The sequence below is a fragment of the Streptomyces sp. NPDC051582 genome (assembly GCF_040681715.1).
Classification (GTDB): domain Bacteria; phylum Actinomycetota; class Actinomycetes; order Streptomycetales; family Streptomycetaceae; genus Streptomyces.
In genome coordinates this window covers 39597-65461 of sequence record NZ_JBFAZJ010000016.1, presented here as the reverse complement: position 1 = coordinate 65461, position 25865 = coordinate 39597, and the positions used below count along the sequence as shown (strand labels likewise).

26 protein-coding genes are annotated in these 25865 nt (G+C 74.2%); 8 read left to right on the top strand and 18 right to left on the bottom strand.

What is annotated here, in order from left to right:
* The first annotated feature begins 42 nt into the window (after positions 1 to 42).
* The gene (locus AB0M92_RS21605; protein WP_366103867.1) at positions 43 to 1287 is read left to right on the top strand and encodes an alpha/beta hydrolase-fold protein; all 1245 of its coding nucleotides are present in this window, start codon (positions 43 to 45) and stop codon (positions 1285 to 1287) included.
* Here the strand turns inward: AB0M92_RS21605 and AB0M92_RS21600 are convergent.
* Complete coding sequence (locus tag AB0M92_RS21600) at positions 1265 to 2716, bottom strand: carboxylesterase family protein (protein ID WP_366103866.1); 1452 nt, start codon at positions 2714 to 2716, stop codon at positions 1265 to 1267. The genes AB0M92_RS21605 and AB0M92_RS21600 overlap by 23 nt on opposite strands.
* Before the next feature lie 130 nt (positions 2717 to 2846).
* Between AB0M92_RS21600 and AB0M92_RS21595 the strand changes: the two genes are divergently transcribed.
* Both AB0M92_RS21595 and AB0M92_RS21590 read left to right on the top strand, forming a co-directional pair.
* Positions 2847 to 3227, top strand: a complete 381-nt coding sequence (locus AB0M92_RS21595; RefSeq protein ID WP_366103865.1) for a hypothetical protein — start codon at positions 2847 to 2849, stop codon at positions 3225 to 3227.
* Positions 3228 to 3309: 82 nt separating this feature from the next.
* Positions 3310 to 3588: a chaplin gene (locus AB0M92_RS21590; protein WP_030868780.1), complete on the top strand. Its 279-nt coding sequence runs from the start codon at positions 3310 to 3312 to the stop codon at positions 3586 to 3588.
* A 64-nt stretch (positions 3589 to 3652) separates the two neighbouring features.
* On the opposite strand, the gene AB0M92_RS21585 is transcribed toward AB0M92_RS21590, so the two are convergent.
* From AB0M92_RS21585 to AB0M92_RS21560, 6 genes are read right to left on the bottom strand one after another with little or no spacing between them, the layout of a single operon-like run.
* The gene (locus AB0M92_RS21585; protein ID WP_366103864.1) at positions 3653 to 4516 is read right to left on the bottom strand and encodes a tyrosinase family protein; all 864 of its coding nucleotides are present in this window, start codon (positions 4514 to 4516) and stop codon (positions 3653 to 3655) included.
* A 10-nt stretch (positions 4517 to 4526) separates the two neighbouring features.
* On the bottom strand, positions 4527 to 4892 hold the full coding sequence (locus tag AB0M92_RS21580) for a tyrosinase family oxidase copper chaperone (RefSeq protein WP_048478678.1): 366 nt from the start codon (positions 4890 to 4892) through the stop codon (positions 4527 to 4529).
* A 59-nt stretch (positions 4893 to 4951) separates the two neighbouring features.
* On the bottom strand, positions 4952 to 5485 hold the full coding sequence (locus AB0M92_RS21575; protein ID WP_366103863.1) for a GNAT family N-acetyltransferase: 534 nt from the start codon (positions 5483 to 5485) through the stop codon (positions 4952 to 4954).
* Between the two features lie 50 nt (positions 5486 to 5535).
* Positions 5536 to 6642: an acyl-CoA dehydrogenase family protein gene (locus AB0M92_RS21570; RefSeq protein WP_366103862.1), complete on the bottom strand. Its 1107-nt coding sequence runs from the start codon at positions 6640 to 6642 to the stop codon at positions 5536 to 5538.
* The gene (locus tag AB0M92_RS21565; protein ID WP_366103861.1) at positions 6639 to 7832 is read right to left on the bottom strand and encodes an acyl-CoA dehydrogenase family protein; all 1194 of its coding nucleotides are present in this window, start codon (positions 7830 to 7832) and stop codon (positions 6639 to 6641) included. Before AB0M92_RS21565 ends, AB0M92_RS21570 begins: the two co-directional genes overlap by 4 nt.
* Complete coding sequence (locus AB0M92_RS21560) at positions 7829 to 8806, bottom strand: NADPH:quinone oxidoreductase family protein (protein WP_366103860.1); 978 nt, start codon at positions 8804 to 8806, stop codon at positions 7829 to 7831. The genes AB0M92_RS21565 and AB0M92_RS21560 overlap by 4 nt, the downstream gene beginning before the upstream one ends.
* 195 nt (positions 8807 to 9001) lie before the next feature.
* On the opposite strand from AB0M92_RS21560, the gene AB0M92_RS21555 reads away from it, so the two are divergent.
* The 3 genes from AB0M92_RS21555 to AB0M92_RS21545 are packed head-to-tail and all read left to right on the top strand — an operon-like array spanning position 9002 to position 11931.
* Positions 9002 to 10144, top strand: a complete 1143-nt coding sequence (locus tag AB0M92_RS21555; RefSeq protein WP_366103859.1) for a hypothetical protein — start codon at positions 9002 to 9004, stop codon at positions 10142 to 10144.
* A gap of 50 nt (positions 10145 to 10194) precedes the next feature.
* Entirely contained in the window at positions 10195 to 11094 is a 900-nt protein-coding gene (locus AB0M92_RS21550; RefSeq protein ID WP_366103858.1) for an SDR family oxidoreductase, read from the top strand.
* A 36-nt stretch (positions 11095 to 11130) separates the two neighbouring features.
* The gene (locus AB0M92_RS21545; protein WP_366103857.1) at positions 11131 to 11931 is read left to right on the top strand and encodes a hypothetical protein; all 801 of its coding nucleotides are present in this window, start codon (positions 11131 to 11133) and stop codon (positions 11929 to 11931) included.
* Here AB0M92_RS21545 and AB0M92_RS21540 read toward each other — a convergent pair.
* The 5 genes from AB0M92_RS21540 to AB0M92_RS21520 all read right to left on the bottom strand — a co-directional run bounded on the left by AB0M92_RS21540 (position 11918) and on the right by AB0M92_RS21520 (position 17207).
* Positions 11918 to 12751 (bottom strand): enoyl-CoA hydratase/isomerase family protein, encoded by an 834-nt coding sequence (locus AB0M92_RS21540; RefSeq protein ID WP_366103856.1) that lies wholly within the window; start codon positions 12749 to 12751, stop codon positions 11918 to 11920. The two genes, AB0M92_RS21545 and AB0M92_RS21540, sit on opposite strands and share 14 nt — an antisense overlap.
* A gap of 43 nt (positions 12752 to 12794) precedes the next feature.
* A complete protein-coding gene (locus AB0M92_RS21535; protein ID WP_366103855.1) occupies positions 12795 to 13559 on the bottom strand; it encodes a PIG-L family deacetylase in 765 nt (254 codons plus the stop codon).
* A 52-nt stretch (positions 13560 to 13611) separates the two neighbouring features.
* Complete coding sequence (locus tag AB0M92_RS21530; protein WP_366103968.1) at positions 13612 to 14916, bottom strand: alpha/beta fold hydrolase; 1305 nt, start codon at positions 14914 to 14916, stop codon at positions 13612 to 13614.
* 154 nt (positions 14917 to 15070) lie between these two features.
* Positions 15071 to 16156, bottom strand: a complete 1086-nt coding sequence (locus tag AB0M92_RS21525) for an S-(hydroxymethyl)mycothiol dehydrogenase (protein WP_366103854.1) — start codon at positions 16154 to 16156, stop codon at positions 15071 to 15073.
* A 73-nt stretch (positions 16157 to 16229) separates the two neighbouring features.
* On the bottom strand, positions 16230 to 17207 hold the full coding sequence (locus AB0M92_RS21520) for a LysR substrate-binding domain-containing protein (RefSeq protein ID WP_366103853.1): 978 nt from the start codon (positions 17205 to 17207) through the stop codon (positions 16230 to 16232).
* A 71-nt stretch (positions 17208 to 17278) separates the two neighbouring features.
* On the opposite strand from AB0M92_RS21520, the gene AB0M92_RS21515 reads away from it, so the two are divergent.
* Complete coding sequence (locus tag AB0M92_RS21515) at positions 17279 to 18175, top strand: dihydrodipicolinate synthase family protein (RefSeq protein ID WP_366103852.1); 897 nt, start codon at positions 17279 to 17281, stop codon at positions 18173 to 18175.
* 388 nt (positions 18176 to 18563) lie between these two features.
* Positions 18564 to 19322, top strand: coding sequence for a transglycosylase SLT domain-containing protein (locus tag AB0M92_RS21510; RefSeq protein ID WP_366103851.1), 759 nt, complete (start codon positions 18564 to 18566; stop codon positions 19320 to 19322).
* 143 nt (positions 19323 to 19465) lie between these two features.
* Here the strand turns inward: AB0M92_RS21510 and AB0M92_RS21505 are convergent, their stop codons facing one another.
* The 6 genes from AB0M92_RS21505 to AB0M92_RS21480 form a co-directional block, all read right to left on the bottom strand.
* Entirely contained in the window at positions 19466 to 20071 is a 606-nt protein-coding gene (locus AB0M92_RS21505) for a response regulator transcription factor (RefSeq protein WP_366103850.1), read from the bottom strand.
* Positions 20068 to 21306, bottom strand: coding sequence for a histidine kinase (locus AB0M92_RS21500; RefSeq protein ID WP_366103849.1), 1239 nt, complete (start codon positions 21304 to 21306; stop codon positions 20068 to 20070). Before AB0M92_RS21500 ends, AB0M92_RS21505 begins: the two co-directional genes overlap by 4 nt.
* 15 nt (positions 21307 to 21321) lie before the next feature.
* Positions 21322 to 22044, bottom strand: coding sequence for an ABC transporter permease (locus AB0M92_RS21495; RefSeq protein WP_366103967.1), 723 nt, complete (start codon positions 22042 to 22044; stop codon positions 21322 to 21324).
* Complete coding sequence (locus AB0M92_RS21490) at positions 22044 to 23045, bottom strand: ABC transporter ATP-binding protein (RefSeq protein WP_366103848.1); 1002 nt, start codon at positions 23043 to 23045, stop codon at positions 22044 to 22046. Before AB0M92_RS21490 ends, AB0M92_RS21495 begins: the two co-directional genes overlap by 1 nt.
* A gap of 96 nt (positions 23046 to 23141) precedes the next feature.
* Positions 23142 to 24062 carry a squalene/phytoene synthase family protein gene (locus AB0M92_RS21485; RefSeq protein WP_366103847.1) on the bottom strand — a complete coding sequence of 307 codons (921 nt, stop codon included), beginning with the start codon at positions 24060 to 24062 and terminating at the stop codon, positions 23142 to 23144.
* A gap of 59 nt (positions 24063 to 24121) precedes the next feature.
* Positions 24122 to 25849 carry a serine/threonine-protein kinase gene (locus AB0M92_RS21480; protein ID WP_366103846.1) on the bottom strand — a complete coding sequence of 576 codons (1728 nt, stop codon included), beginning with the start codon at positions 25847 to 25849 and terminating at the stop codon, positions 24122 to 24124.
* Between the last annotated feature and the right edge of the window lie 16 nt (positions 25850 to 25865).

Genomic DNA, 25865 nt, shown 5'->3' with positions numbered 1-25865 from the left:
CCATCCCCCCACGGGGCAGCACCAGCCGGAGAGCAACCGCACATGTCGTACTCACCCGACGGACAGCACCAGCCGTACCGATCGGAAGGGCAGTACCAGCAGCAGCCCTACGGCGCTTCGTACACGCAGCAGTACGAACCCCAGTACCAGCCCGAGCCCCCGTACGGGCCGCCGCAGCCTCCGTACGGCGGGCCGCAGGAGCCGCAGTACGAGGAGCGGCGGCCGCGCCGTGGCAGGCGCTGGCTGATCGCGGGCGTCTCGGTCCTGGCTCTCGCGGGCATCGCGGCCGGGGTGATGTACCACTTCGAGATACCCCCGTTCACGGACAAGGGCAAGGACGTCTCCTTCGGGCAGCCGGCCGCGGGCGGCGGCCAGGCGGGCGGCGCCGACGGCACCGCGAAGCAGGCGGCCAACTCCAAGGCCCTGATGCCCACCGGTCCGAAGGCCGACTTCAAGAACTCGATGACCCTGGCCGACGGCACGCACGTGGCCGTCACCACGCTGGACGGCAAGAAGTCCGGCTTCAAGGGCAAGGTGTGGGTCTGGGCGCCCAAGGAGTACAACGACCCGAAGTTCGCCAAGAGCGGCTTCCCGGTCATGATCGCCCTGCCCGGCGGCGCCGGCTATCCGAACAACTACTGGATGGGCACCGACCTGGGGCTCCAGACCAGCATCAGCAAGTGGTACGCCGAGGGCAAGAGCAAGCCCTTCATCCTCGCCATGCCCGTGCTGAACCCGGGCCCGGACGACAAGGGCGTCTACTGGGACGGCTCCGACATCCCCGACCAGCCGAAGATGGGCACCTGGCTGACCGAGGACGTCCCGGACCTGGTGAAGGCGAACTTCCGCACCGTCAAGTCCCGTGACGGCTGGGCCTACATGGGCTCCTCCACCGGCGGCTTCGCGAGCCTGAAGGCCGTGCTCAAGCACCCGGACAAGTTCAAGGCCGCGATCTGCTCCGGCCCGGACATCGTGCCCGACTCCTCGCTGTGGAAGGGCCACGACAAGGAGAAGGCCGAGAACAACCCGGAGCTCCTGGCCAAGGCCCTGATCGACAAGAAGGGCTCGCCCGACGTCTACCTGGCCTTCCAGGTCGGCGACAACGAGAGCAACAAGAAGACGCTGCCCGACGTGCAGAAGTTCATCGCGACGTACGGCAAGGGGCCGATCCACACGAGCATGAGGATCATCCCCGGCGGCCAGCACAACGCCAAGACCTACGTGCCGAACATGGGCGAGGGCCCGATCCAGTTCATCAGCAAGGTCATGGAAGGACCGGTGGAGTAACCGCCGCGATCGATTCCTCGCGCCTCGGCCCGCCGAACACCATCGGCGGGCCGTTGCCGTCCCAGGCCGTCCAGCCCGGGTCCCCGGTCACGGCGAAGCGCACCCAGGCCGCGTGCATCCGGTCGGCCAGTTCCTGGGGGGCGTCCGGCCCGGCCAGCCAGGAGGACTCCGGCACGTCGAGCGTGTCGAACACGAAACCCAGCTCCAGGGCGTGACAGGCGCCGAGGCCCGGTACGCCCGAGGGCCAGCCGAACTCGTACAGGAAGCTCGGGGCGGAGCGGCGCGCCCCGGCGAGCCGGCGCAGCGGATCGCGCAGCAGCCGGTCGGTGAGGAGCTGCCCCGCGAGCTCGCCCGCTCCCGCCCCCGGCAGCGCGGCGCGCAGCGCCCGTACGGCGGCCCGGTCCTTGCCGCTGCGGGCGCGGGCCAGGGCCAGGGTGAGCGGACCGAGCCGGTCCATGACGGGCAGCGCGCCGGTGGGGGCGAGCCAGAGCCGGTACTCCTCGGTGGTCCAGCCCAGGAGCAGGGGCACGTCCGCCGCCCTCGCGGCCTCCAGCGGGTCCCCGGGCAGCGTGTCCGGGTCGGCGACGAGGCCGAAGGCCGGGCCTGCGGCGAGCGGGCTGGAACGGCGCAGCACGGCGCCCTGGGCGGCGAGCAGGTCGGGCAGGGCGGTGGCGCCGAAGGCCTGCGCGGTCGCCGGGACCTTCAGCAGCGAGGCCATCCGCCGGACCATGGCGCGCACCTTCTGGCGCGGCAGGACCTCGGGAGCCCCGCTCTGCAGGGCGGCCCGGGCGAAGAGCCCGGTGGCGCGCGGGGCACCGAGCAGGGCGCCGACGCTGATGGCTCCGGCGGACTCGCCGAAGACGGTGACGCGGGCGGGGTCCCCGCCGAAGGCCTCGATGTTGTCCCGGACCCAGTTCAGAGCGGCGATCTGGTCGAGCAGCCCGCGGTTGGCGGGGGCGTCGGGGAAGAGCCCGTAGCCGAGGACGCCCAGGCGGTAGTTGACGGAGACGAGCACCACCCCGTCGCGGGCGAAGGCCGAGCCGTCGTAGACGGGGACGGCCGAGGAGCCGCGGGTGAGCGCCCCGCCGTGCAGCCACACCATGACGGGCAGCCGGGCCCCGGGCGCCGGGTCCGGGGTCCACACGTTGAGGTTCAGGCAGTCGTCCCCGGGGACCTCCGGGTCGGGCAGCAGGGCGGCGAACTTCGGCGGGTAGGGCACCTTGGGCGCGGTGGGCCCGAAGGCGCCGGCGTCGCGTACGCCCGCCCAGGCGGCCGGGGGTGCGGGCGCGGCGAAGCGCAGGGCGCCGACGGGCGGGGCGGCGTACGGGACGCCCCGGAAGGAGGCGGTCCCGCCGGGGCCGGTCCGGCCCTCGACGACGCCGTACCCGGTCCTGACCCGGGGCCGGCCGCTGCCGCCCGCTGCGCTCATCGTTTCCTCCGTCGAACCGCCCTCGCGGCGAGGGCCCGAATGCGGTGTTCCGCCTCCCGGGCACGGTCGCACAGGCCTGCGAGGGGTGACAAGGCGTGACCCGGCGCGGGGCGGTCCGGGTTGGACCGGCATGCGATCCATGCGTATCCACCCCGGTGTCCGCGGCCTCGTCCGGGCCGCCGGGCCGGTCACCCCGCTCGCCCCCGTGCTCCTGCCCCTGCTGCTGCTCGTGGCGGCGGGCCCGGCGGGGGCCGCGGCCGGACCCGGCTTCCAGTACGTCGGCCAGGACGACAAGGTCCACGGCATCGCCGCCCCGCAGGGCTGTGTGGCGGCGCACGGCGGCGGCTCCAGGGCCGCCACCAATTCCACCCGCGGGACGGCGACCTTCTACCGGGAGCCGGGCTGCGCGGGCAGCCCGGCGGCGGTGCTGGAGCCGGGCGCCGCGGGTCAGATCAAGCCGTACTTCGCCTCCGTGCGATTTTCCTTCATCACCAAGGCCCAGCGACCGTGACCGCTGGGCCTCGGCCGCGTTGTACGCCATGTCACACGCCACAGACCCCTGTGGCACCCACACAGCTCACGAGGAGATCTTGATGTCGCGTATCGCGAAGGCAGTCGCCGTCACCGCTGTTGCCGGTAGCGCCCTGGCCGCCGGTGCCGGTCTGGCCGTCGCCGATGCCGGAGCGCACGGTGCGGCGGTCGGCTCCCCCGGTGTCCTCTCGGGCAACCTGGTCCAGGTTCCGGTGCACGTCCCGGTCAACGTCTGCGGCAACACCGTGAACGTGATCGCCCTGCTGAACCCGGCGTTCGGCAACACCTGCGTCAACGCCTCGGGTGGCGGCGAGCACCACACCGAGGGCTACGGCGGCTGACGGCCGGATCGAGGACCGAGGGCCCCCGCCGCACGGCGGGGGCCCTTCCCGTTTCCCGCGGTCGTCACTCGTAGCGGTAGAGGCCCTGGTGGCTGAGCATGTCGCGCGGGGTGAGGTCCCACGGGGGCATCGGCTCGTCCAGGGCGATCACCCGGCCGCGCTGGAGGTCGCCCGGTGCGAGCGGGGCGGCGGGCAGGTAGCCGGAGCCGGGGTGCTTCAGCTGCCAGCGGTCCCAGAGCAGGTCCACGAAGGCGTGGTGCAGCCAGAACGCCGGGTCGTTGGGGGCCGTGCCGCCCGTCATGTGGCCGCCGATCCACTGGTGCACCTTGTTGTGGTTGCGCCAGCGCTCGCTCTTCGGCGCCGCCCAGCCCTCCAGCTTGTTGCGGAACCCGCCGCCCCGGGCCGTGGAGTCCCAGGGCGAGGTGTCGTACGTCGGGTCGTCGAGCGCCCACTGGAGCTCGGCCGCGGTGGGCAGGGCGATCGGGTTCTGCGGCCGGCCGAGGTTGCGGGTCAGGAAGCGGGCCTCCGTGATGCCCACCGTGATCTCCCAGTTGCCCCGATCGTAGGCGAACGGGCCAGTCGTCACCCGGCGGTCGCCCTCGCGGCCGGTGCCGCCCAGGAAGTCCTCGGCCCAGACGGAGGAGACCGGGCTGTTGTCCGAGGTCCAGTCCCAGTACGGGACCGAGACGCCCGGATCGACGGCCTGGAGCAGCCGCTCGAACTGGAGCAGGTAGCGCCGGTGCCAGGGGAAGAAGGACGGGGACATGTGCCCGACGCGCAGTTTGCTGTCGCGGTCGGGCACGAAGTACTTGTCGTGCGTGCGCACCAGGTCGTCGTACGCGCCGGTGCGCTTGACCTCCAGCACGGCCGCCGTGAACCGCTTCTTCTGGGCGCTGGTCAGGTTCTTCTGGTTCTGCCGGGTGTACATGCGGGGCTCCTCAGCCGTGGTGCGGGGCCGCGAACGCCAGCTGGGTGGTGCCGAGTTCGTCGACGGCGGCGCGGGCGAGTTCCAGCGGGGTCCCGAAGGACTGGAAGTGGTTGATCCCGCTCAGGTAGCTGCCGTCCGCGCGGCGCATGACGTGCAGGGGGCGGCCGTCGATGCGGACCCCGGCGAGGTCCACGGCGATGTGCCGGCCCCGGTACGTCTCCTCGGCGAGGGGGGCCGGGGTCAGGGTCTGCCGGGGGCGGCGGGCGCGCAGTACGGGCGCCAGGGCCGCGGCCGTACCGGCGAGCACCGCCGCGGTGAAGGCCGTACGAAGGACCGTGCGGCGGGTGAGTGCTGCGGAGGCGGGTGTGGCGTACATACGGTCTCCCTCGCTCGGTGGTCCGCGCCACGGGGTCTAACGCGGCGCGGCGGGCGAGGTCACCTCAAAGGCTCGGGGTGCTTGTAGAAGAGGGTGGTGGGGTGCAGCCGGCCGGCCGGGTCGGCGGCGTAGTCGGGGATGGTGCCGGCCTCCGTCCAGCCCGCGGTGCGGTAGACGCGCTCGGCCCCGCTGCCCGTCTCGGTGTCGAGGACCAGCAGCAGCACTCCGTCCCGCGCGGCCGCGTGTTCCGCCTCGGCGAGGAGGGCGCGGGCGGTGCCGCGGCCGCGCGCTGCCGGATGCACCATGAGCTTGCGCAGTTCGGCGCGGTGGCGGCCGTTGGGCTTGGACTCGCGGTACCAGCTGACGGTGCCGTCGATGCGGCCCCCGCCGCCCCGGGAGACCCACAGGGCGAGGGAGCCCTGCTCGACGGCGGGAGCCAGCCCGTCCCACCAGGCGGCCGCCCCGGCGTGGTCGAGGTCGGCGAGGAAGCCGAGGGAGGACCCGCCGCGGACCACGGCGAGCAGCAGGTCGGCGAGCTCCTCGCGGTGGGCGGCCATCCGGTCGGCGTCGAGGCGGGTGATCACAGGGGGCATGCGGCGAGGATAGGGACCGGCCGGCGGGCCGCCCGAGGCGGGGCCGATCCCTACGGGGCCGGGAGTTCCGCGAAGTCGGCCACCAGGGTGTGGTGGTGGCCCGGGGTGCCGAGGGTCGCGGCCGCACTCTTGGCACGCTTGAGGTAGAGGTGGGCCGGGTGCTCCCAGGTCATGCCGATGCCGCCGTGCAGCTGCACGCACTCCTCCGCCGCCCGCACCGCGACGCCGGAGCAGTACGCCTGCGCGACGGCCACCGTGAGCGGGGCGTCGGGCGCCCCGGTGGCCAGGGCGTCCGCGGCGGCGCGGGCCGCCGCGCGCGCCGAGGCCACGTCGAGCCACAGCCGCGCCAGCCGGTGCTTCAGCGCCTGGAAGGAGCCGACCGGCCGGTTGAACTGGTGGCGGCCGCGCACGTGGAGCACCGTCTCCGTCAGGCACCACTGCGCGATCCCGAGCTGCTCGGAGGCCAGCAGTCCGGCGCCCGAGAGCAGCGCTCCGGCCACCGCCGCCCGCGCCGTCGCCGGGTCCGCGAGCCGGGTTCCCGCGGCGCCCTCCAGGCTCACCGTGGCGAGCGGGCGGGTCAGGTCCAGCGGGACCGCCTCCGTCAGCGAGACCGCGTCCGCCGGGACCGCGTACAGCCCCGTGTCGGCGAGGACCAGCAGGACGTCGGCGGCCACCGCGTCCGCCACGGAGGTGACGGTGCCGGTCAGGATCCCGCCGCCGGTGTCCCGTACGGCGGCCGGCAGCGGCGCGCCCGGAGCCTGCGTCAGCGGCAGCGCGGGGACGCAGACCTGCCGGCCCGCGGCCAACTCCCGCAGCAGTCCGGTGACTTCCTGGGTGTCGCAGCCCAGCAGGATCTCCGTCGCGAGCACGGCGCTCGTCAGGTACGGCACCGGGGCCACCGCCCGCCCCAGCTCCTCCAGGACCACGGCCGCCTCCCGGTGGCCCGCGCCCTGGCCGCCGAGCTTCTCCGGTACGAGCAGCCCGGCGGCGCCGATCTCCGCCGCGAGCGTGTGCCACAGCGCGGGGTCGTGCGGCCGGCCGGTCTCCGCCCGGGCGAGGACGTCCGCCGGTGCGCACCGGTCCGCGAGCAGGGCCCGTACGGCGGACCGGAGCTCCTCCTCGGTCTCGGAGTAGAGGAGGTCGAACGCAGTGCTCATCGGGCCAGGTCCTTCCAGGCGAGGTCCTTGTCGTCGCGCGGCTCGGCGGGCAGGCCGAGAACGCGTTCGGCGACGATGTTGAGGAGGATTTCGCTGGTGCCGCCCTCGATGCTGTTGCCCTTGGCGCGCAGGTAGCGGTAGCCGGCGTCGCGGCCGGTGAAGTCGACGAGCTCGGGCCGGCGCATCGTCCAGTCCTCGTACAGCAGGCCCTCCTCGCCGAGGAGTTCCACCTCCAGGCCGCTGATCTCCTGGTTGAGGCGGGCGAAGGTGAGCTTCATCCCGGAGCCCTCGGGGCCGGGCTGTCCGGCGGCGAGCTGCTGGCGCAGCCGTTCGCCGGTGAGCCGGGCCACCTCGGCCTCCACCCACAGTCCGAGCAGGCGCTGGTGCAGGGCGTGGGTGCGCAGCTCGGGCCGCTCGCGCCAGGCCGCTGCGACGGACGCGATCATGCCGCCCTCGCGCGGGATCCGCATGCCGCCGATGGAGACGCGTTCGTTCATCAGGGTGGTGCGGGCGACTTCCCAGCCCTGGCCCACTGCGCCGAGCCGGTGGCTGTCGGGGATCCGGACGCCGGTCAGGAAGACCTCGTTGAACTCGGCCTCGCCGGTGATCTGGCGCAGCGGCCGGACCTCGACCCCGGGGGCGTGCATGTCGCAGAGGAAGTACGTGATGCCCTGGTGCTTGGGCAGCGCCGGGTCGGTCCGGGCGATCAGGATGGCCCAGCGGGCGCTGTGGGCGCTGGAGGTCCACACCTTCTGCCCGTCGACGATCCAGTCGCCGGTGCCGGCCTCGCGGACCGCGCGGGTGCCGAGCGCGGCGAGGTCGGAGCCTGCGCCGGGCTCGCTGAAGAGCTGGCACCAGACCTCCTCCCCCACCCACAGCGGACGCAGGAAGCGCCGCTTCTGCTCGTCGGTGCCGTACGCGAGGATCGTGGGCGCGGCCATGCCGAGGCCGATGCCGATCCGGCGCGGATCGTTGTCGGGGGCGCCGGCGGCTTCGAGTCCGGCGTCGACGACGGCCTGGAGGGTGCGGGGCGCGGCGAGTCCGCCGAGGCCCTCGGGGTAGTGGACCCAGGCGAGGCCGGCGTCGAAGCGGGCCCGCAGGAAGTCGGCGCGGTCGGTGTCGGCGGGCGGGTGCGCGGCGAGCAGGTCCCGGACGCGGGTGAGCAGGTGTTCGGCGGTGATCGCGGTCATCGGGACGCACCCGGCTGCCGGGTCATGGCCAGGACGACCCGGCCGGTGGTGGCGCCGTCGGCGAGGCGCTGTACGGCGTCGGCCACGGCGGGCAGTTCGATGAGTTCGCTGATCAGGGGTTTGATCGCGCCTTCGGCGGCGAGGCGGGTGAGTTCGGTGTGGCAGGCGAGGATCGAGGCCGGGTCCTTGGCCGCGTACAGGCCCCAGTGGAGGCCGAGGATCGCGTAGTTCTTGACGAGGGCGTGGTTCAGGGCGGGGGCCGGGATGGTGCCGCTCGCGAAGCCGACGACGACGATCCGGCCCTCGAAGGCCACGCACTTGGCGGAGGCGGTGTACGAGTCGCCGCCGACGGGGTCGTAGACCACGTCGGCCCCGCGCCCGCCGGTGAACTCCTTCACCCGGGCGACGACGTCCTCGCTCGTGCGGTCGATCACCAGGTCGCAGCCGAGTTCCTCGGCGGTGCGCACCTTGGCCTTGCCCCCGACGACCCCGATGACGGTGGCCCCGGCGGCCTTGCCGAGCTGGACGGCGGCGCTGCCGACCCCGCCCGCGGCGGCGTGCACGAGCAGGGTCTCGCCGGCCTGGAGGCGGGCCCGGCGGTGCAGGCCGAACCAGCCGGTCTGGTAGCCGATGTGCAGGGCCGCGGCCTCGGCGTCGTCGAGGCTTTCCGGGGCCGGCAGCAGGGCGCGCTCGGACGCGGTCACGTACTCGGCGAAGCCGCCGTGGGGCAGGCTCGGCGTGGCGATGACGCGGCGGCCGTCGTCGGTGAGGCCGCAGATCTCGACGCCGGGGGTGAAGGGCAGCGGCGGGCGGATCTGGTACTGGCCGCGGACGAGCAGCGCGTCGGGGAAGTTGAGGTTCGCCGCGAGCACCCGCAGCCGCACCTCACCCTCGCCGGGGACCGGTTCGGGAATCTCCTCAAGGCGCAGGGCCTCTCGGGGTTCGCCGGGGGTATGTACTCGCCATGCCTGCATCCGGGGCCTCCAGCCGCCGTCGAGGAACCACGCTCCGCGGGCATACTAAGCGGTCGCTTGCTGCTCTGGGAACCGCCTGCGGGGCGGATTCCCGCCCGGACCGAAACACCACGCGTCAATCCGGCCACTTCAGCCCCCCGTCAGGCAACATGTGGCGTGCACTCGTCATGACTTGAGTCCAGGGGGGACCACCACATGAGAAGAAGCACGTCCGCGGCCGCGGCCGCCGTCGTTCTGGCCGGTCTGATCACGGCGGCCACCCCGGCCGCGGCCGCCGGGACCGCGTGCACGCCGGACGTCCTCCGGCTGCCTGCCCTCGCTCAGGGCCCCTCGCCGGCCTACGGGTCCGTACGCGCCTTCGGGGCCGGCGGCCTGGTGGCCGGCGAGAGCCTCGGACTGCCCGCGTACTGGACCGCCGACCACGCGGTGCACGCCGTCCCGCTGCCCGAGGGCTTCGTGTCCGGCGAGGTCCGCGCGGTGAACGCCAAGGGCCTGATGGTGGGCGTGCTCCGCCGGGCCGGCGCTTCCGACACCCCGTACGGGTTCACGTACCAGAAGGGTGCGGCCGCGGTCCGGCTGATCGGCGGCGGAGCCGCCTCGGGCACGGTGACGGACGTCAACGACGCGGGCCGCTCCGTGGGCATGGAGGGCGGCGTCGCCAAGGAGTGGCTGAACGGCGCGGTGGTGCGCGAACTGCCCGTGCCCGCTGACGCCCACCCGAGCACCAGGATCGTCTCGGTGAACGGGATCAACGCGCGCGGCGACATCGTGGGAACGGCGCGGACCTCCTACGAGGAGGACGACCAGCTCCGGGGGAAGACCTTTCCGGTCGTCTGGCCCGCCGGGGGCGGGTACCCGCCGTACAGCCTGCAGGTGTGGACGGAGGACGACCACACGGTCGGCACGACCGCGAGCGGCATCGACGACCGCGGGCGGGTCGTCGGCCACGAGGACCGCAGCTACCGCGACTGGCAGGAGCGCAAGCCGGCCGTCTGGAAGAAGCCGTACGACGCCCTGCCGAACGACCCCGGCCGGGTCAAGGGCTTCGAGCAGGTGACCTTCGACGGGCTCAGCCCGGCCACGAACGTGGTCGTCGGCTCGGCCGTCACCTTCGTCGAGGGCTACCCCAACCACCTCCACGCCGCGTACTGGCCGGGCACGGGAGCCCCTCTGGCCCTCCCCCACCCCGCCGGCACCGGCCCCGACTCGCGCAGCTCGGCGTACGCGGCCTCGGACGACGACCGGGTGGGCGGGAACTTCTACGACTGGGAGACGATGAAGGGTTCCGCCGTCGTGTGGACCTGCGCGAGCAAGCAGGCGTACACGCCGCAGGGTTGACCCCGTCACGGGCATGGTGATCTCGGCGCCCGCGCGCTATCGATGCCCCCATGACGGACGAGACCCCGCGCGGGCTGCCCGCGCCCCCGCCGCTCGGCGCGGCCGCCCTGCCCCCCGGCACCTACGGGGGGCGGGTGGTCCTCGTGACCGGCGGCGGGACCGGGCTGGGCAAGGCCATCGCCGCCGAGTTCGCGCGGCTCGGCGCGGATCTGGTGATCGCCGGCCGGCGCGCCGAGCAGCTGAAGGCGGCGCGGGAGGAGTTGGCGGCCGTCCCCGGCGCGGGCCGGGTGACGGCCGCCGTCTGCGACATCCGGGACCCGGAGCGGATCGCGGAGGTCTTCGACGCGGCGCAGGCGGCGCTCGGCCTGCCGGACGTCCTGGTCAACAACGCGGCCGCCAACTTCCCCTCCCCCGCGGAGGACCTGTCGCCGAACGCCTGGCGGGCGGTCGTCGACATCACCCTGACCGGCACCTGGTTCATGACGCGCGAGTTCGCCCGCCGCCACCTCGGCGCCGGCACGCCCGGGTCCATCGTGAACATCGGCGCCTCGTACGCCTGGACCGGCGGGCCGGGCTTCGCCCACAGCGCGGCGGCCAAGGCCGGCGTCAAGAACCTGGTGGAGACCCTCGCCGTCGAGTGGGGCCCCTACGGCATCCAGGTCAACGGGCTGGTCCCGGGCCTGTTCCCGCACGCCGACATGAGCGCGGACGTCCGCGGCGGCCTGGAGCGCGCCGCGCCCGACGCGAAGGACGCGCGCCAGCCCGCCCTGCGCGTCGGCGCCCCGCGCGAACTCGGCTGGGCGGCCACCTTCCTGGCCTCTCCGTACGCCCGGTTCATCACCGGGCACACGCTGGTGGTCGACGGGGCGAACTGGCAGCGCCGCTCTCTGGTCAACCCGGAGGTGGTCCCGGTCCGCACCCAGCTGGGCCGGGGCCCGTTCGCCCCCTGAGCGCCGGTTGTCAGTGCCCGGTGCGAAGATCGCCGCATGTCTCTCGCCGAACTGACCCTGGACCACTGGCGTTCGCTCGACCGGGCCGCCGCCGGGCGCCTGGCCCGCGAGGCCGCCGATCAGGCGGGCGGCCGCGTGGTGCTGCTCGACACCGTCGACCACCTCGGCGCGCCGCTGCACCGCGTCCGCATCGAGCGCGAGGGGCAGGAATTCGCCCTCGTACCCGGCGGACGGGTACGGCTCGGGTTCGACCTGGACGCCTGGGAGCCGACCGCCGCGCAGATCGCCGACCACGAGGAGAGCCGGGCGGAGGGGTACGGCTACGAACTCCCCCTGAAGGACTATCTCGCCGAGGTGCTCAGCCCGGTGCGCACCGCGACGGCGCCCACCGTGCTCATGGCGGTGCGGGACGAGACGCTGACCGAGTGCCCGGACGCGATGGCGGACGTGCTCGCGGCGCGCGGGCTGCGGATGCCGAGCGCCGACGAGTGGGAGCACGCCTGCGGGGCCGGGGCGGCCACCCTGTTCCGCTGGGGGAACGAGTGCCCGCTGGACGAGCCCTCGTACGGGGGCGGCGGTGGCGTGCGGCACGAACCGAACGCCTTCGGGCTGCACATCGCGTACGACAGCTACGCCACGGAGCTGAGCGGCGACCGGACGGCGGTGCACGGCGGCGACGGCGGCGAGGCCGTCTGCGGCGGATACGGCGCCCTCCTGGCGTGGCTGCCGCTGGCCACCGCCAACCGCAACCCGTCCATGGCGGAGTTCGTGTACGGGCCGGACGGCGCGGGGATGGGCGAGGAGTTCTCGACCCGGCCGGTGTTCAGCCTCCGGTGAAGTGCGGCGGGCGGCGGGCCGCCTTGGCGCCGTAGCCCTCGCGGCAGTCCTCGGAGGTGAGGGTCATGGCCGCCGTCATCGCCACGCGGTCGAGGGCGGGGGCGAGGGCGGCGTCCGCGTAGGCGTCGATCGCGCGCTTGATGCCCTGCACGGCGAGCGGGGCGTTGGCCGCGATCTCCGCCGCCACCGCGCGGGCCGAACCCTCCAGTTCGGCCGGGGGGACGAGCAGTTGGACCAGGTTCAGCCGGTGCGCCGTCTCCGCGTCGATGCGGCGCCCGGTCAGCGCCAGGAACTTGGCCCACCCCGCGCCCGCCTCGCGGGCGATCCGCAGATCGCCGCCCGCGTCCACCGCCACGCCCAGCTGCGCCTCGGGCAGGGCGAAGACGGCGTCCTCGGCGGCGACGCGGAAGTCGGCCATCAGGGCCAGTTCGAAGCCGAAGCCGAGGCAGTGGCCCTGTACGGCGGCCACCACCGGCTGCGGCAGACGCGAGAGCACGGCGAAGCGCTCGTGCACCCAGCGGATGCCCTCGTAGTAGTTGCGGGTCCGCTCGGCGGTCGTGGCGCCCGTGATGGCGCCGCCGGGGGCCTTCACGTCGATGCCCGCGCAGAAGGCGCGGCCCTCGGCCCGCAGCAGCACCACCCGTACCCCCGGATCGAAGCGGATCCGGTCCGCGAGCAGGCCCAGCTGGCGCGTGGACTCCCAGCTCCAGCCGTTGAGCCGGTCGGGGCGGCAGAGGGTGAGGACCGCGATGCCGTCCTCGGTGTCGAGCCGGATGCGCTCCTCACCCTCCGCGACCTCGGTGCCGATGGTGTCGATCACGAAACCCCTCCTTCTGACGATCCGTCAGAATAGGGGGTCGGGCTCAGCGGGAGAAGACCTCGAAGGTCACCGCCGGGCGGCCGCCGAACCGCGGCGCCGCCTGCTGGGCGTAGCCGGTGAGGAAGCCGCGCACGTACTCCTCGGGGTCCTGGTCGGTGAGGACCTCGATGTACGCCTTGTGCTCCATCAGCGATTTGATCGAACGCTCCAGTCCGGGACCGGCGTCCACCGCGTGCGTGGGCGTCGAGGACCCGGCCACCGCGACCCAGCGCACCCCGTTCCAGGGCTCAAGGCCCTGCTCGGAGATGAGCTCGGGGAAGATCCACCGGTTGCCGGCGTCGGCGGCGGCGTCCAGGGCGGCCCGGCCCACGGCCTTGTGGTCGGGGGTGTTCCAGTTGCCCCCGCCGCCCTGGCCGCCCCAGGTGTCGCGGTGGTTGAGGGTGATGAGCAGTTCGGGGCGGTGCCGGCGAATGGCGGCCGCGATGTCCCGGCGCAGGTCCAGGCCGTACTCCACGACGCCGTCGCGGTAGTCGAGGAACTCCACCGCGGAGACCCCGACGACCGCGGCGCTCGCGCGCTGCTCGGCCTCACGCAGCGGGGCGCACTCCTCGGGCGGGATCGTGTCGATGCCGGCCTCGCCGCGGGTGGCCAGGAGGTAGACGACCTCACGGCCGCCGTCCGTCCAGTGGGCGATCGCCCCGGCTCCGCCGTACTCCAGATCGTCGGGGTGGGCGACCACCGCGAGGGCGCGCTGCCAGTCGGCGGGCATCGGCTCCAAGGGCGCGGGCTGATCCAGTTGTTCGGTCATGCCCGCACCATAGACGCCCGGCACCGGACGCCCGCGTTCCGCGGGCCGAGTCCTAGACCTCGTCGCGTACGAGGGCCAGCAGGCGGTCCAGGACGCGGGTGCCGCCGGCGCGGACCCCGTCGTGTTCGAACTCGTCCGTCACCCAGGTGCGCAGGCCCCGGATCCGCGCGGCCGTCTCCAGCGAGTGAGCGGTGTCCACGTACAGGTCGTCGTGGTAGACCGCGGCGGCCACCGGGACCGTGTTGGCGGCGAGCCGGGCCGGGTCGTACAGGGGTGTCCAGCCGGTACGGGCGGCCAGCAGCTCGGCTGTCTCGCGCAGCGGGGCCAGCGCCGGGTCCGAGGCGAACTGCCACGGGTGGACGGTCTCGCCGGTGAACAGCACGGGCGCGTCGCCCGCGAGGGCCTTCGCGGCGTCGAAGGCGGGGTGGCCCGCGCGGACCCGCTCGGCCGCCCACGCGGTGGGCGTGGCCGGGTCCTGGGCGTAGATGGCCTCGTGGAGCAGGGCGTACAAGGGGTGCGCGGCGAAGGAGAGCAGCCCCTGCACCTGTTCCAGGAAGGCGTCGCAGAGGGCCGGGCCCGCCGGGGTCGGCACGAAGGCGTCCTCCAGCAGGTGGTGCAGTCGGTGGCTGCCGTCGCCGGTGCCGAGCAGGATGCCGAGGGACTGGAAGGCCGGGGCGGTGAGGCGGTGGCCACCGGGGAGGCCGGCCGGGCGCTCCACGAGGTGGGCGGCGATGCGCCGGGCCCGCTCGACGTCCATCGGGTAGCGGGCGTAGTGGGCCAGGTTCTTGCGTTCCATGCGGGGGTAGGCGGCCTCGTACACCTCGTCGGCGGTGGCGGTCAGGGCGGGCAGACCGCCGGTGATCAGGGCGGCGGTCAGGCCTTCGGGGGCGGTGGAGAGGTAGTGGGTGGTGCAGAAGCCGCCGAAGCTCTGCCCGAGCACGGTCCAGGGGGCGCCGCCGGTCAGGCCGGGGCGGATGGCCTCGGCGTCGCGCACGATGGAGTCCGCGCGGAAGTGGGCGAGGTATTCGGCCTGCTGCGCGGGCGTGCCGCGCAGGGGCAGGGTCTGACGGTTCGCCGGGGTGGAGCTGCCCGTGCCGCGCTGGTCGAGCAGGAGGACGCGGTACTCGGTGAGGGCCCGCTCCAGCCAGGCCTGCCGGCCGGTGAAGCGGCGCGCGCCGAAGCCGGGACCGCCCTCCAGGTACAGCAGCCAGGGCAGGGTCCGCGGATCCTTGCCGGTGGCGACGGCCTCGCGGGCGTACAGCTCGATGCGCTCCCCGTCCGGGCGCGCGTGGTCGAGCGGGACGCTGAAGCGGTGGTCGGTGAGGACGACACCGGGCTGACGGTAGCTGCGGTCGATGGTCACGAACGGCCCCTGGGAGTGCGGCGGCCCCGGTCGGATCGCGACCGGTGGCACGGGATCGGCGGCCCGGCCGAGTCTAGTACCGGCCCGCCGCGCACACCGGCCCCCGCCTGCGGCTGCGGCGGGCGGGGGCCGGATGGCGGAGGTACGGCTAGAACTCGACCACCGAGCGGAGGACCTCCCCGCGGTGCATGCGGGTGAAGGCCTCTTCCACGGCGTCCAGGGGGATGGTCTCGGAGACGAAGGCGTCCAGGTCGAGGCGGCCCTGGAGATAGAGGTCGATGAGGAGGGGGAAGTCCCGCTCGGGCAGGCAGTCCCCGTACCAGGAGGACTTGAGGGCGCCGCCGCGGCCGAAGACGTCGAGCAGCGGGAGTTCGAGCTTCATCTCGGGGGTCGGCACGCCGACCAGGACCACGGTGCCGGCGAGGTCGCGGGCGTAGAAGGCCTGCTGGTAGGTCTCGGGACGGCCCACGGCGTCGATGACCACGTCGGCGCCGTTTCCGCCGGTGAGGGCCTGGACGGCCTTGACCACGTCCTCCGTACGGCCGTTGACGGTGTGGGTGGCCCCGAGGCCCCTCGCCCACTCCAGCTTCCGGTCGTCGAGGTCTACGGCGATGATCCGCCCCGCCCCGGCCAGGCGGGCGCCGGCCACGGCCGCGTTGCCCACGCCACCGCAGCCGATGACCGCGACGGAGTCGCCGCGTCCGACGTTGCCGGTGTTCAGCGCGGCGCCGAGGCCGGCCATCACCCCGCAGCCGAGGAGTCCGGCGGCGGCCGGGGAGGCCGCCGGGTCGACCTTGGTGCACTGGCCGGCCGCGACCAGCGTCTTCTCGGCGAACGCGCCGATGCCGAGCGCCGGGGAGAGCGGGGTGCCGTCCTCCAGGGTCATCGGCTGCGTCGCGTTGTGCGTGTCGAAGCAGTACCAGGGGCGGCCGCGCTTGCAGGCCCGGCAGGTGCCGCACACGGCGCGCCAGTTGAGGACGACGAAATCGCCGGGCGCGACGGAGGTGACGTCAGGGCCGACGGATTCGACGATTCCGGCGGCCTCGTGGCCGAGCAGGAAGGGGAACTCGTCGTTGATGCCGCCCTCGCGGTAGTGCAGGTCGGTGTGGCAGACCCCGCAGGCCTGGACCTTGACCAGGGCCTCGCCGGGTCCCGGGTCGGGCACGAGGATCGTCGTCGTCTCCACCGGTGCGCCCTTGCTCCGGGCGATGACCCCTCGTACGCGATGCGTCACGTCGTACCCCGCTCTGGTCGGTTCTGTCTGGATCAACGAACGTACACGGACGCGGCGGTGGAAGGGAGCCGTGTCACTCCGTGGAACTCGCGGTGGCGAGTTCCGGCGGTACGGCGGCGCGAAGTGCCGCTGCGAACGCGGCCACGGCCGGGTGGGCGGCGGCGCCGCTGCGGAACGCGACCATGGTGCGGCGCTCCATGAGGAGCCGGGTGAGGGAGACGGCCGGATCGGCGGGGCCGCCCGTGACCCCGAGGTGCGGGACGACGGCGACGCCCTGACCGGCCGCCACCAGGGCGAGCACGGCGGGGAACTCGTCGACCCGGTGACGGATCCGCGGGGTGAACCCGGCGGCCTGGCAGGCCCGGACGGCCATCGCGTGACACAGGGTGCCGTGGGTGGCGGTGATCCAGGGGGCGGCGGCGTACGCCCGCAGGACCGCGCCCTGGTCGGGGCCCGGGTCGGGGGCCCGCGCGGGAGCGGTCACCGGCGCGGGGGCGACGGGCGCGGGAACGGCGACGGGCGCGGCGGCGGCCAGGTACATCGACTCGCGGTACAGGGGCCGTGTGGCGAGCCCCGGCTCCTGCGGCGCGGGGACGAAGTCGTACTCGTGGACCAGGGCCACGTCCAGGTCCCCGGCGCGCAGTGCGTGCGCGACCGCCGCCGGGTCGGTCTCCGAAACCATCGGCTCCAGCCCCGGATGGCGCCGGGCCAAGGACACCAGGGCGGCGGGGACGATGGCCCGGGTGGCGGTGGGGAAGGCCCCGATGCGCAGGACCCCGGCCAGGCCGCTGCGCGCGTCGGCGAGATCGGCGGCGGCCTCCTCCAGCCGCTCCAGCACGGCTTCGGCGTGCCGGACCAGGTTCTGCCCGGCGGGGGTGAGCCGGACGCGGCGGCCGGTGCGTTCGAGGAGCGGCAGGCCCGCCTCGCGTTCGAGGACGGAGAGTTGCTGGGACACCGCCGAAGGGCTGAAGGCGAGGGCCTCGGCCACGGCGGCGATGGTTCCGCGGCGGGCGAGTTCGCGCAGCAGGCGCAGACGTCGTACGTCGAGCATCGGCTCAGCTTACGGGTTGGGTAAGAAACGCGAACTGGATTTGATGCTCGGGGCGGATGAAGCTCGGTGACATGGCACAGGACCTCTCCCTCCACGGGATTCACGTACCGCTCGTCACCCCCTTCACCGGCGCCGGGGACGTCTGTGCCGACGCCCTGGAGGCGCTCGCCCACCAGGTGCTCGACGAGGGCGCCACCGGGATCGTCGCCCTCGGCACCACCGGTGAGGCCGCCGCCCTCGACGAGGCGGAGCGCGACCTCGTCACCGGCGTTTGCGCCCGGGTCTGCCGGGAGCGGGGGGCGATGCTGACCGTGGGCGCCGGGGCGAGCGGCACCCGGGCCGCCGGAGAGGCGCTGGGCCGGCTGGCGCGGTGGCCCGAGGTGCGGGCGGCGCTGGTGACCCCGCCCGCGTTCGTCCGGCCCGGGGCCGCGGGGGTGCTGGCGCACTTCGCGCGGCTGGCCGAGGCGAGCCCCGTACCGCTGGTCGTCTACCACATCCCGTACCGGACCGGTCAGCCCCTGGACGCGCCCACCCTGCGGGCGCTCGGGGCGCTGCCGGGGGTGGCCGGGATGAAGTACGCGGGCGGCGGGGTCGGCGAGGAGGCGGTGGCGCTGCTCGGCGACCTGCCGCAGGGGTTCGCGGTGCTGGCGGGCGACGACCTGTACGTGTCCGCGCTGCTGGCGCTCGGTGCGACGGGCGGGGTCCTGGCCTCGGCGCACCTGGCGACGGCGCGGTACGCGGATCTGGCGGCGGCCTGGCGGGACGGGGACGTACCGCGGGCGCGGGCCCTGGGCCACGGCCTGGCCCGGCTCTCGGCGGCGCTCTTCGCCGAACCGAATCCGGCGGTGGTCAAGGGCGTGCTGCACGCCCGGGGCCGGATCCCGACGCCGGACGTACGGCTGCCGCTGCTGCCGGCGGGCGCGGCGGCGGTGTCGGCGGCGCTGGAACGGCTGGCGGAGGTCGGGTAGCCCCCGTCGCCGCGGCGGATGTGCCGGAACCACCCCCCGTGGGCGGTTCGCAAACAACGGGCGAGATGCCCGAATCGGGCGGGGGAACGGGCGACTTGTCCGTTTCCCGGAAAGGGTTCCGGAACCCGTGATGTGGGTCACTCGAATAGGAGCAACATCATTAATCCGGAACGAGCGATTCCCTTTTACCGGAAAGGAATTTCGGCATTCCCGGAAGGCGCCCCCAAGGTCGTCTCCGACCCCGAAACCGGCAAGTCGATCACCCGGGGGAATTCGAGCCTTGTTCCCGCCCGGCGGACTCGCTTACCTTCACGTCATTCCCAGCGGGCAGCCGCCGAAACCGGCGGCCGCCAGGGATCCCCCGCACCCCCACGTGAGGAATTCCGCCATGCCCGGACTCGGTAAGCACCGTCGGCCCAAGCAGCGCCCGATCACCCGCAAGCTGGCCTTCGCCGGCACCGGCGGCGCCGCCCTCGCCCTGCCGCTGATCAGCGCGACCACGGCCGGAGCGGCCGTCACCCAGCCGGCCGCGGCACCCGTCGCCAAGACCGTCGCGCTGCCCGCCGTCAAGCCGGCGGTGGAAAAGGCGGCGCTCCCGCTGACCTATTCCGTGACCGTGGGCGACACCCTTTCGAAGATCGCCGTCGAGCACGCCGTGAGCGGCGGCTGGCAGGCCCTGTACGAGGCCAACCGGAACGCCATCGGGTCCAATCCCGCGATCATCCGTCCCGGGCTCAAGCTGAGCATCGGCGCGGCGGCGAAGGCTGCCGCCGCGAAGGCGACGGGAGTGAAGGCGGCCGCGGCGGTCACGACCGCCACCACGTACGCGAACAACCTCGACGGCTGGATCCGGCAGTCGCTGGACGTCATGGCCCGGCACGGAATCCCCGGCAGCTACAACGGAATTCACCGCAATGTGATGCGGGAGTCCTCGGGCAACCCGATGGCCATCAACAACTGGGACTCCAACGCCGCGGCGGGCATTCCCTCCAAGGGCCTGCTCCAGGTCATCGACCCGACCTTCCGCGCCTACCACGTGCCCGGAACCTCCCTGGACTCTTACGACCCGGTCGCCAACATCACGGCCGCCTGCAACTACGCGGCGGCCCGCTACGGCTCGATCGACAACGTCAACGGCGCCTACTAGGAGCCCCGGAGGGCCGCCCCGGAGCGGGCCCTGGGGGTGTCCGCAAAGTCCCGCCTGCCCCGCGGCCCCCGGCACGCGCTCTCGCCGCACCGGACCCCGCGGGCCCGCCCCGCGGGCGGACGCCGCCACTTCACGGACACCCCCTAGAGCCAGCCCTGGCGGCGGGCCGCACGGACGGCCTCCATCCGGTTGCGGGTGCCCGTCTTGCCGATGGCCGAGGACAGGTAGTTCCGTACCGTCGACTCCGACAGATGGACCCTGGCCGCGATGTCGGCCACGGTCGCCCCGTCGACCGCCGCGACCAGCACGTCGGCCTCGCGCGCGGTCAGTGGACTCGGTCCGGCGCTGAGCGCGGCCGCGGCGAGCGCGGGGTCGATCACGGTCTCCCCCGCGAGCACCCGCCGTATCGCGGCTGCCAGTTCCTCCACCGGCCCGTCCTTGACCAGGAACCCCGCGGCCCCCGCCTCCATCGCCCGGCGCAGGTAGCCGGGGCGGCCGAAGGTGGTCAGGATCAGCACCCGGCAGTCCGGAAGGCTCGTGCGCAGCTCGGCGGCCGCGTCGAGGCCGCTGCGGCCCGGGAGTTCGATGTCGAGCAGGGCCACGTCCGGCCGCGCCTCGACAGCGGCGGGCACGATCTCGTCCCCGGCGCCGACCTGCGCCACGACTTCGATGTCCTCCTCCAGCCCGAGCAGCAGGGCCAGCGCGCCGCGCATCATGCCCTGGTCCTCCGCGAGCAGGACCTTGATCATCGACTCTCCTCGTTCTCCGCGTTCTCCACCGGGAGCTCGGCCGTGACCCGGAACCCCCGCCCCGGGCCGGGGACCGGGCCGCCGGCGAGGGTGCCGCCCGCCGCGGCGAGCCGTTCCGTCAGGCCGGTCAGTCCACTGCCCGGCGGGGTCGAGCCTACGCCGTTCCCGTTGTCGGTGATCACCAGGTGGACCCGTTCGCCCGTGCTCCGCACCTCGATCTCGCACGTGGTCGCACCGCTGTGGCGGATGGCGTTGGTGGCGCCCTCGCGCACCACCCAGCCCAGCAGCGCCGCCGCCTGCGGGGGCAGCGGGGGCCCGGACTGCCGTACGACGGGCTCGATCCCGGCGGCGGTCAGCGCGCCGCGGGCCCGGTCCAGCTCCGCGGCGAGGCTGGTCTCGCGGTAGCCGGTGACGGCTTCCCGGATCTCGGTGAGCGCCTGCCGGCCGACCGCCTCGATGTCGGCGATCTGGCCCAGGGCGGCGTCCATGTCCCGGGGGGCGACCCGCCGGGCCGCCTCCGATTTCACGACGATCACCGACAGGGTGTGGCCGAGCAGGTCGTGCAGATCCCGGGAGAAGCGCAGCCGCTCCTGGTCCACGGCGGCCCGGGCCAGCTCCTGCCGGGTCTCGCGCAGTTCCTTGACCGTCTCGGACAGGGCGAGGATGGCCGCGGTGACCATGCCGGAGACCAGGGTCCCGTAGGCGATGCCGAGGGTGTCCCAGCCCTCGTCGAGTCCCGCGACCGCCCCGGCGAGGGCGGTGACGACGAACATCACCGGGCCCAGCATGCGGCCGCGGATCACCGCTCCGGTGGCCAGGCCCCACAGCGGGAAGAACAGCAGCCAGTTGCCCCCGTACGCCAGGGCGAGGGCGCAGGTGACCGCGCCGAGTGCGGCCAGGCACCAGCGGGTGCCCGCGGCCTCCCGGGCCCGCCGGTCGAAGGCGCGGAACACCAGGGTGACGTAGAGGGAGTTGAACAGCAGAAGGCCCAGAACACCGATCCAGGGGTTGGGGGTCTCCCCCTTGATGACGTTGGAGATGGCCCCCATGCCCAGCAGCAGCCACGGCAGCAGTGCGAAGGGGTTGGAGGGGGCCATCGGGCCGCACCCGTGGTCCGGGGCCTCGCCACGTGCCTTGCGCAGCTTCTCCCGCACCCGCCATTCGGCTTTGCGGACCTCCCAGTCGGCCTTGCGCGCCGCCCTGTTCCTGCGCCAGTCCTGAATCTTCGCGCCCATTTCCCGCTCCATGCGTTACACCGTCCTCGCGGACCGACGGTACGAGAGCACCGCGTACGTACCGAACAGCAGGGCCCATACGGCGAGCACCGCGACCGCGGCCGGGCCGGGGGCCGCGCCCGCGGCGAGGGACTGGCCGATCTCGGCGAAGCGGCGGGTCGGGGTGAAACCGGACAGGGAGCGCAGCCATTGCGGGAACAGCTCGGTCGGGAACCAGAGTCCGCCGACGATGGAGAGCGCGAGGCTGCACCCGACGTTGACCACGCCGGTGGTCTGGGCGGTCAGCCGGTAGCCGTTGCCGATGCCGAGCAGGGTGAAGGGGAGCGCGCCGAGCCACAGGACGAGGGCGACCGCGGCCCACTGCCAGGCCTCCAGCCGGATCCCGTTGACGAACGCGCCGGCCGCCAGCACGGCGGCCACGGCGGGCAGCACGGTCACCGAGCCGGTCAGGGCCCGGCCGATCACGACCTGGCGCGGGGTCATCGGGGTCACCCGCAGCTGCCGCAGCCAGCCGATGCCCTTGTCCTCGGCGACGCCGGTCCCGGTCCCCAGGGCCGCGCCCAGCGCCCCGTAGGCGGCCATGGCCACCATGGACGCCGTCTTCCAGTCGCCGGTGTCGGCGCCGGACCCGATGTTGGTGAAGAGCAGGTACATCAGCACCGGCATGCCGATGCCGAAGACGACGAACGAGGTGTCGCGCAGGGTCCGGCGGACTTCCAGACGGACGTAGGCGGTGATCATCGGGCGCTCCCGGCGGAGATGGTGTCGGTGCGGCTGTCGGTGACGCCGCCGGTGAGGGCGTCGGTGCGGCCGTCGGTGAGGGCGAGGAACGCGTCGTCCAGCGAGGGGGCGGTGACCTCGATCCCCCGGACCGCGCCGAGGCCCGCGAGGGCGACGACCGTCGCGTCCGGGTCCTCCGTGCGCAACCGCGCGCGGTCCCCCCGTACCTCCACGGAGACCACCCCGGGCAGCTCGCCGAGGCCCTCGGTGGGGCGCCCGGCCAGGTCGACGGAGACCAGTGCGCCGCCGGCGGCCCGGCGCAGCTGATCGCCGGTGCCGTCGGCGACGATCCGGCCGGAGTCGACGACCACGATGCGGTCGGCGTGGGCGTCGGCCTCCTCCAGGTAGTGGGTGGAGAAGAGGACGGTGTTGCCGCGCCGGGCGTAGCCGCGCATGGACTCCCAGAAGGCGCGGCGGGCCTCCACGTCGAGGGCGGCGGTCGGCTCGTCGAGCACGATGAGCTCCGGGTTCCCGGCGAGGGCGACGGCGAAGCGGACGCGCTGGGCCTGTCCGCCGGAGAGCCGGTCGATGCGGCGGCCGGCGACCTCGGTGAGTCCGGCGAGCTCCAGCGCCTCGGCGACGGGCATCGGAGCGGGGTGGGTGCGGGCCACGAAGCCGATGAGCTCGCGCACGGTGATGCGCGGTACGGCGCGTCCCTCCTGGAGCATGGCGCCGACCCGGCCGGCCCGGACCGCCCGGTCGGGGGTCTCGCCGAAGAGCCGTACGCTGCCCGCGTCGGGCTCTTCGAGCCCGAGCAGCAGGCCGATGGCGGTGGACTTGCCGGCGCCGTTGCGGCCGAGCAGGGCGACCGTCTCGCCGCGCCGGACGTCGAGGTCGATGCCGGCGACGGCGCGGACGGCTCCGAAGGACTTGGCCGCGTGCCGGAAGCGGATCGCGGGCTCTTCGTGCGGTGGCGGCTCGGTCCGTGTCCCGGGGGCCGTCCGTGTCGTCTTCGTCATGCCCACCACGTTATGAACCGGAGCGGGCCCCCCGGCAGATCCGCATGTACGGACCCCACCAGTACAAATGTCCCGGCCCGCGGTGCGGCGGGGTGCTCACGCGGCCGTCCGGAGCCGGGACCGGCCCGCGCGGGCGCGCAGCAGGGTGCGCACGGGGGCGGCCAGGCCGTAGCCGACGTCCTTGCGCAGCGCCCGGGCTCCGGCCCTTTCCACGGCGGCGAGTTGGTGTCCCATCAGCTCCGTCATCGCGGCGATCACGGGGCGCAGGCCCGGCTCGACGAGGCCGAGGATGCCGTGGGTGTCGTCGAGGGCCTTGCGGGCGCGCCGTGTCTCGTCGGCGAGGAGCGCGCGTACGGCCGGGGTGTCGCGGCCCCGTTCGAGGTCGGCCCGGGTGACGGAGTGCTCGGCGAGGCGGGCGCGCGGCAGGCACAGCCGGCCGTCCGCGAGGTCTCCGGCCAGGTCCGCGAGGAAGTCGACCCGCTGGGCGGCGTCCACGAACCGCCGCCACCCGGCGGCCTGTTCCTCGTCGGGCCCGCCCCGGTACTGGAGCCCGGTGAAGACCAGTACCCCGGGCCAGGCGTAGGCATCGAGGTAGGCCTGGAAGTCCTCTTCGGTGTCGAATCCCTCGAAGCCGGCCTCGGCGGTGGCGGCGCCCTCCAGGAACCGGGAGACCCAGTGCACGGGCAGCCCGCGGGTGGCGACGGCGTGGGCGTACGCGCGGATCAGCGGGTCGGGGCCGTCACCCGTCGCCAGGGCCGTCTCCACCTGCCCGGTGAGCGCGGCCAGACCGGCGGAGCGCTCCTGCGCGGTGCCGGTCTCGGCCACGTCGTCGACGAGGTTCATGAAGGCCACCCCCGCCGTCAGCCAGGGCACCAACGGCGGCGCGGCGAGCAGGCGCAGCGTCACGTACGGGGCCGGCTCGCGGCGCAGGACCCGGCGGGCGACGTGCGTGTAGTCCTCGCGCAGCCGGGGGCCGGTGATTCCGGCCGCCGTGAGGGTGGTGCGCCAGCTGGGCATGGTGGTGTTGCTCCTCGAACCGAACCGTGAAGGGCCGTTGACCGTACGGGTACACGATGTCAGGAGCGGTAGACCTTCTTCACCTTGCCCTGGGTGTCCGCGTAGACGTACCCGCCCTGGCCGTACTCGTCGGTGAGGTAGGGCCGCATGGACGGGGTGTTGTCGAGGAGCCAGGGCTCGACGATGACGTAGCGGGAGGTCGGGTTGGCCACCCCGAGCTCCTGCTTGGCCTGGTCGAGGAGGCCGGGCAGGGCGTCCCAGTTGACGGTCGCCATGTCGATCAGGGGCTCGTCCGCCTTGATGGTGCTGCCGGGACCGGTGCGCTTCGCCTCGCCGTCGCGGTACTGGTAGCGGTCGTAGGTCTTGGCTCCGGGGGCGGTGGGGATGGAGGCGAGCACGTACTCCTCGTAGATGTTCATCTCCACGAACTGGGTGGTGCCCGTCTTCTGCTTGAAGGCATCGATCGCGGTGCGCACGTTGGCGGGGGTGAGCAGGCTGCCCTTGGGGGCGGTCTGGCTGCCGGCCGACTTGGCCGGGCTCTGCTGCGGCCGGGGGGTGGAGGGGCCGGCGCTCGCGCTGGCGCCGCCGCCCTTGGCCTCGCCGCTGCCGCCCTTGTCGCCCAAGTCGCCGCCGGGGAACCACTGGGCGAAGCCGATCGCGCCGCCGGCCAGGACCAGCGCGACGAGGGCGGCGAGCAGCACCGGGCGGCGGCGCGGGGCCCGCGTCGCGGGGACGGGAGCGGTGACCGAGTACGGGGAGCCGCCACCGGGGGTGAACGGCGCCGAGGGCGCGTAGGGATGGGGGATCTGCGGTTGCTGCGCGGGCCGGGTCGGGCCGGCGCCGAGGCCGCCGCCGAGGCCCGGCGGCGGGGTCGGCGGCCCGTACTGGCCCAGGACCGTGGCCGCCGGGGCGGACGGGGCCGACGGGGTGGCGCCGGCCAGAGCACTGCTCGCGTCCCGGAGCAGTTGTTCCAGCTGCGCCGCGTCGGGGCGTACGGACAGGTCGCGCACGAGCAGCCGTTCCAGTACGGGCCCCAGCGGACCGGAGCGCGCCGGGGCCGGGATCGGCTCGTCGAGGACGGCGACGACGGTGGCCAGCGTGGTGGCCCGGCGCAGCGGGTGGGCCCCCTCCGCGGCCACGTAGAGCAGCATGCCGAGCGACCACAGGTCGGAGGCGGCGAGACCCTCCTCGCCGCGGGCCCGCTCCGGGGCGATGTACTCCGGCGAGCCGATGAGCACGCCGGTGGAGGTGAGGGCGGTCGAGTCGTGCAGGGCCGCGATGCCGAAGTCGGTGAGCACGGCGGAGCCGTCGGGGCGCAGCAGCACGTTGGCCGGCTTCACGTCGCGGTGGAGGACCCCTTCGGCGTGGGCGGCCCGCAGCGCGGACAGCACGTCGAGGCCGAGCCGCAGCACGTCGGCGACGGGCATCGGCCCCGACTCCAGCCTGTCGTGCAGGGAGCCGCCCTTGACCAGCTCCATCACGATCCACGGATGACCGTCCGTGCCGGCGGCGTGCTCGACGATGTGGTGGATCGTCACCACGTGCGGGTGAGCCAGCCGGGCGAGCGCGCGGGCCTCGCGGATGGCGCGTTCGCGCAGCTGTTCGGTGAGCCCGGGCTGGGCGGCGGCGGTCGCCGGGTCCGGCGGGCGCACCTCTTTCAGGGCGACGTCACGGTGCAGTGCGATGTCGCGGGCGCGCCACACCGTGCCCATACCGCCGGCGCCCAGCGGCGCGATCAGTTCGAAGCGGCCGTCGACCAGCTGTCTGCCGGCCTCACTCATGTCCATGGCCGGTCATCGTAGG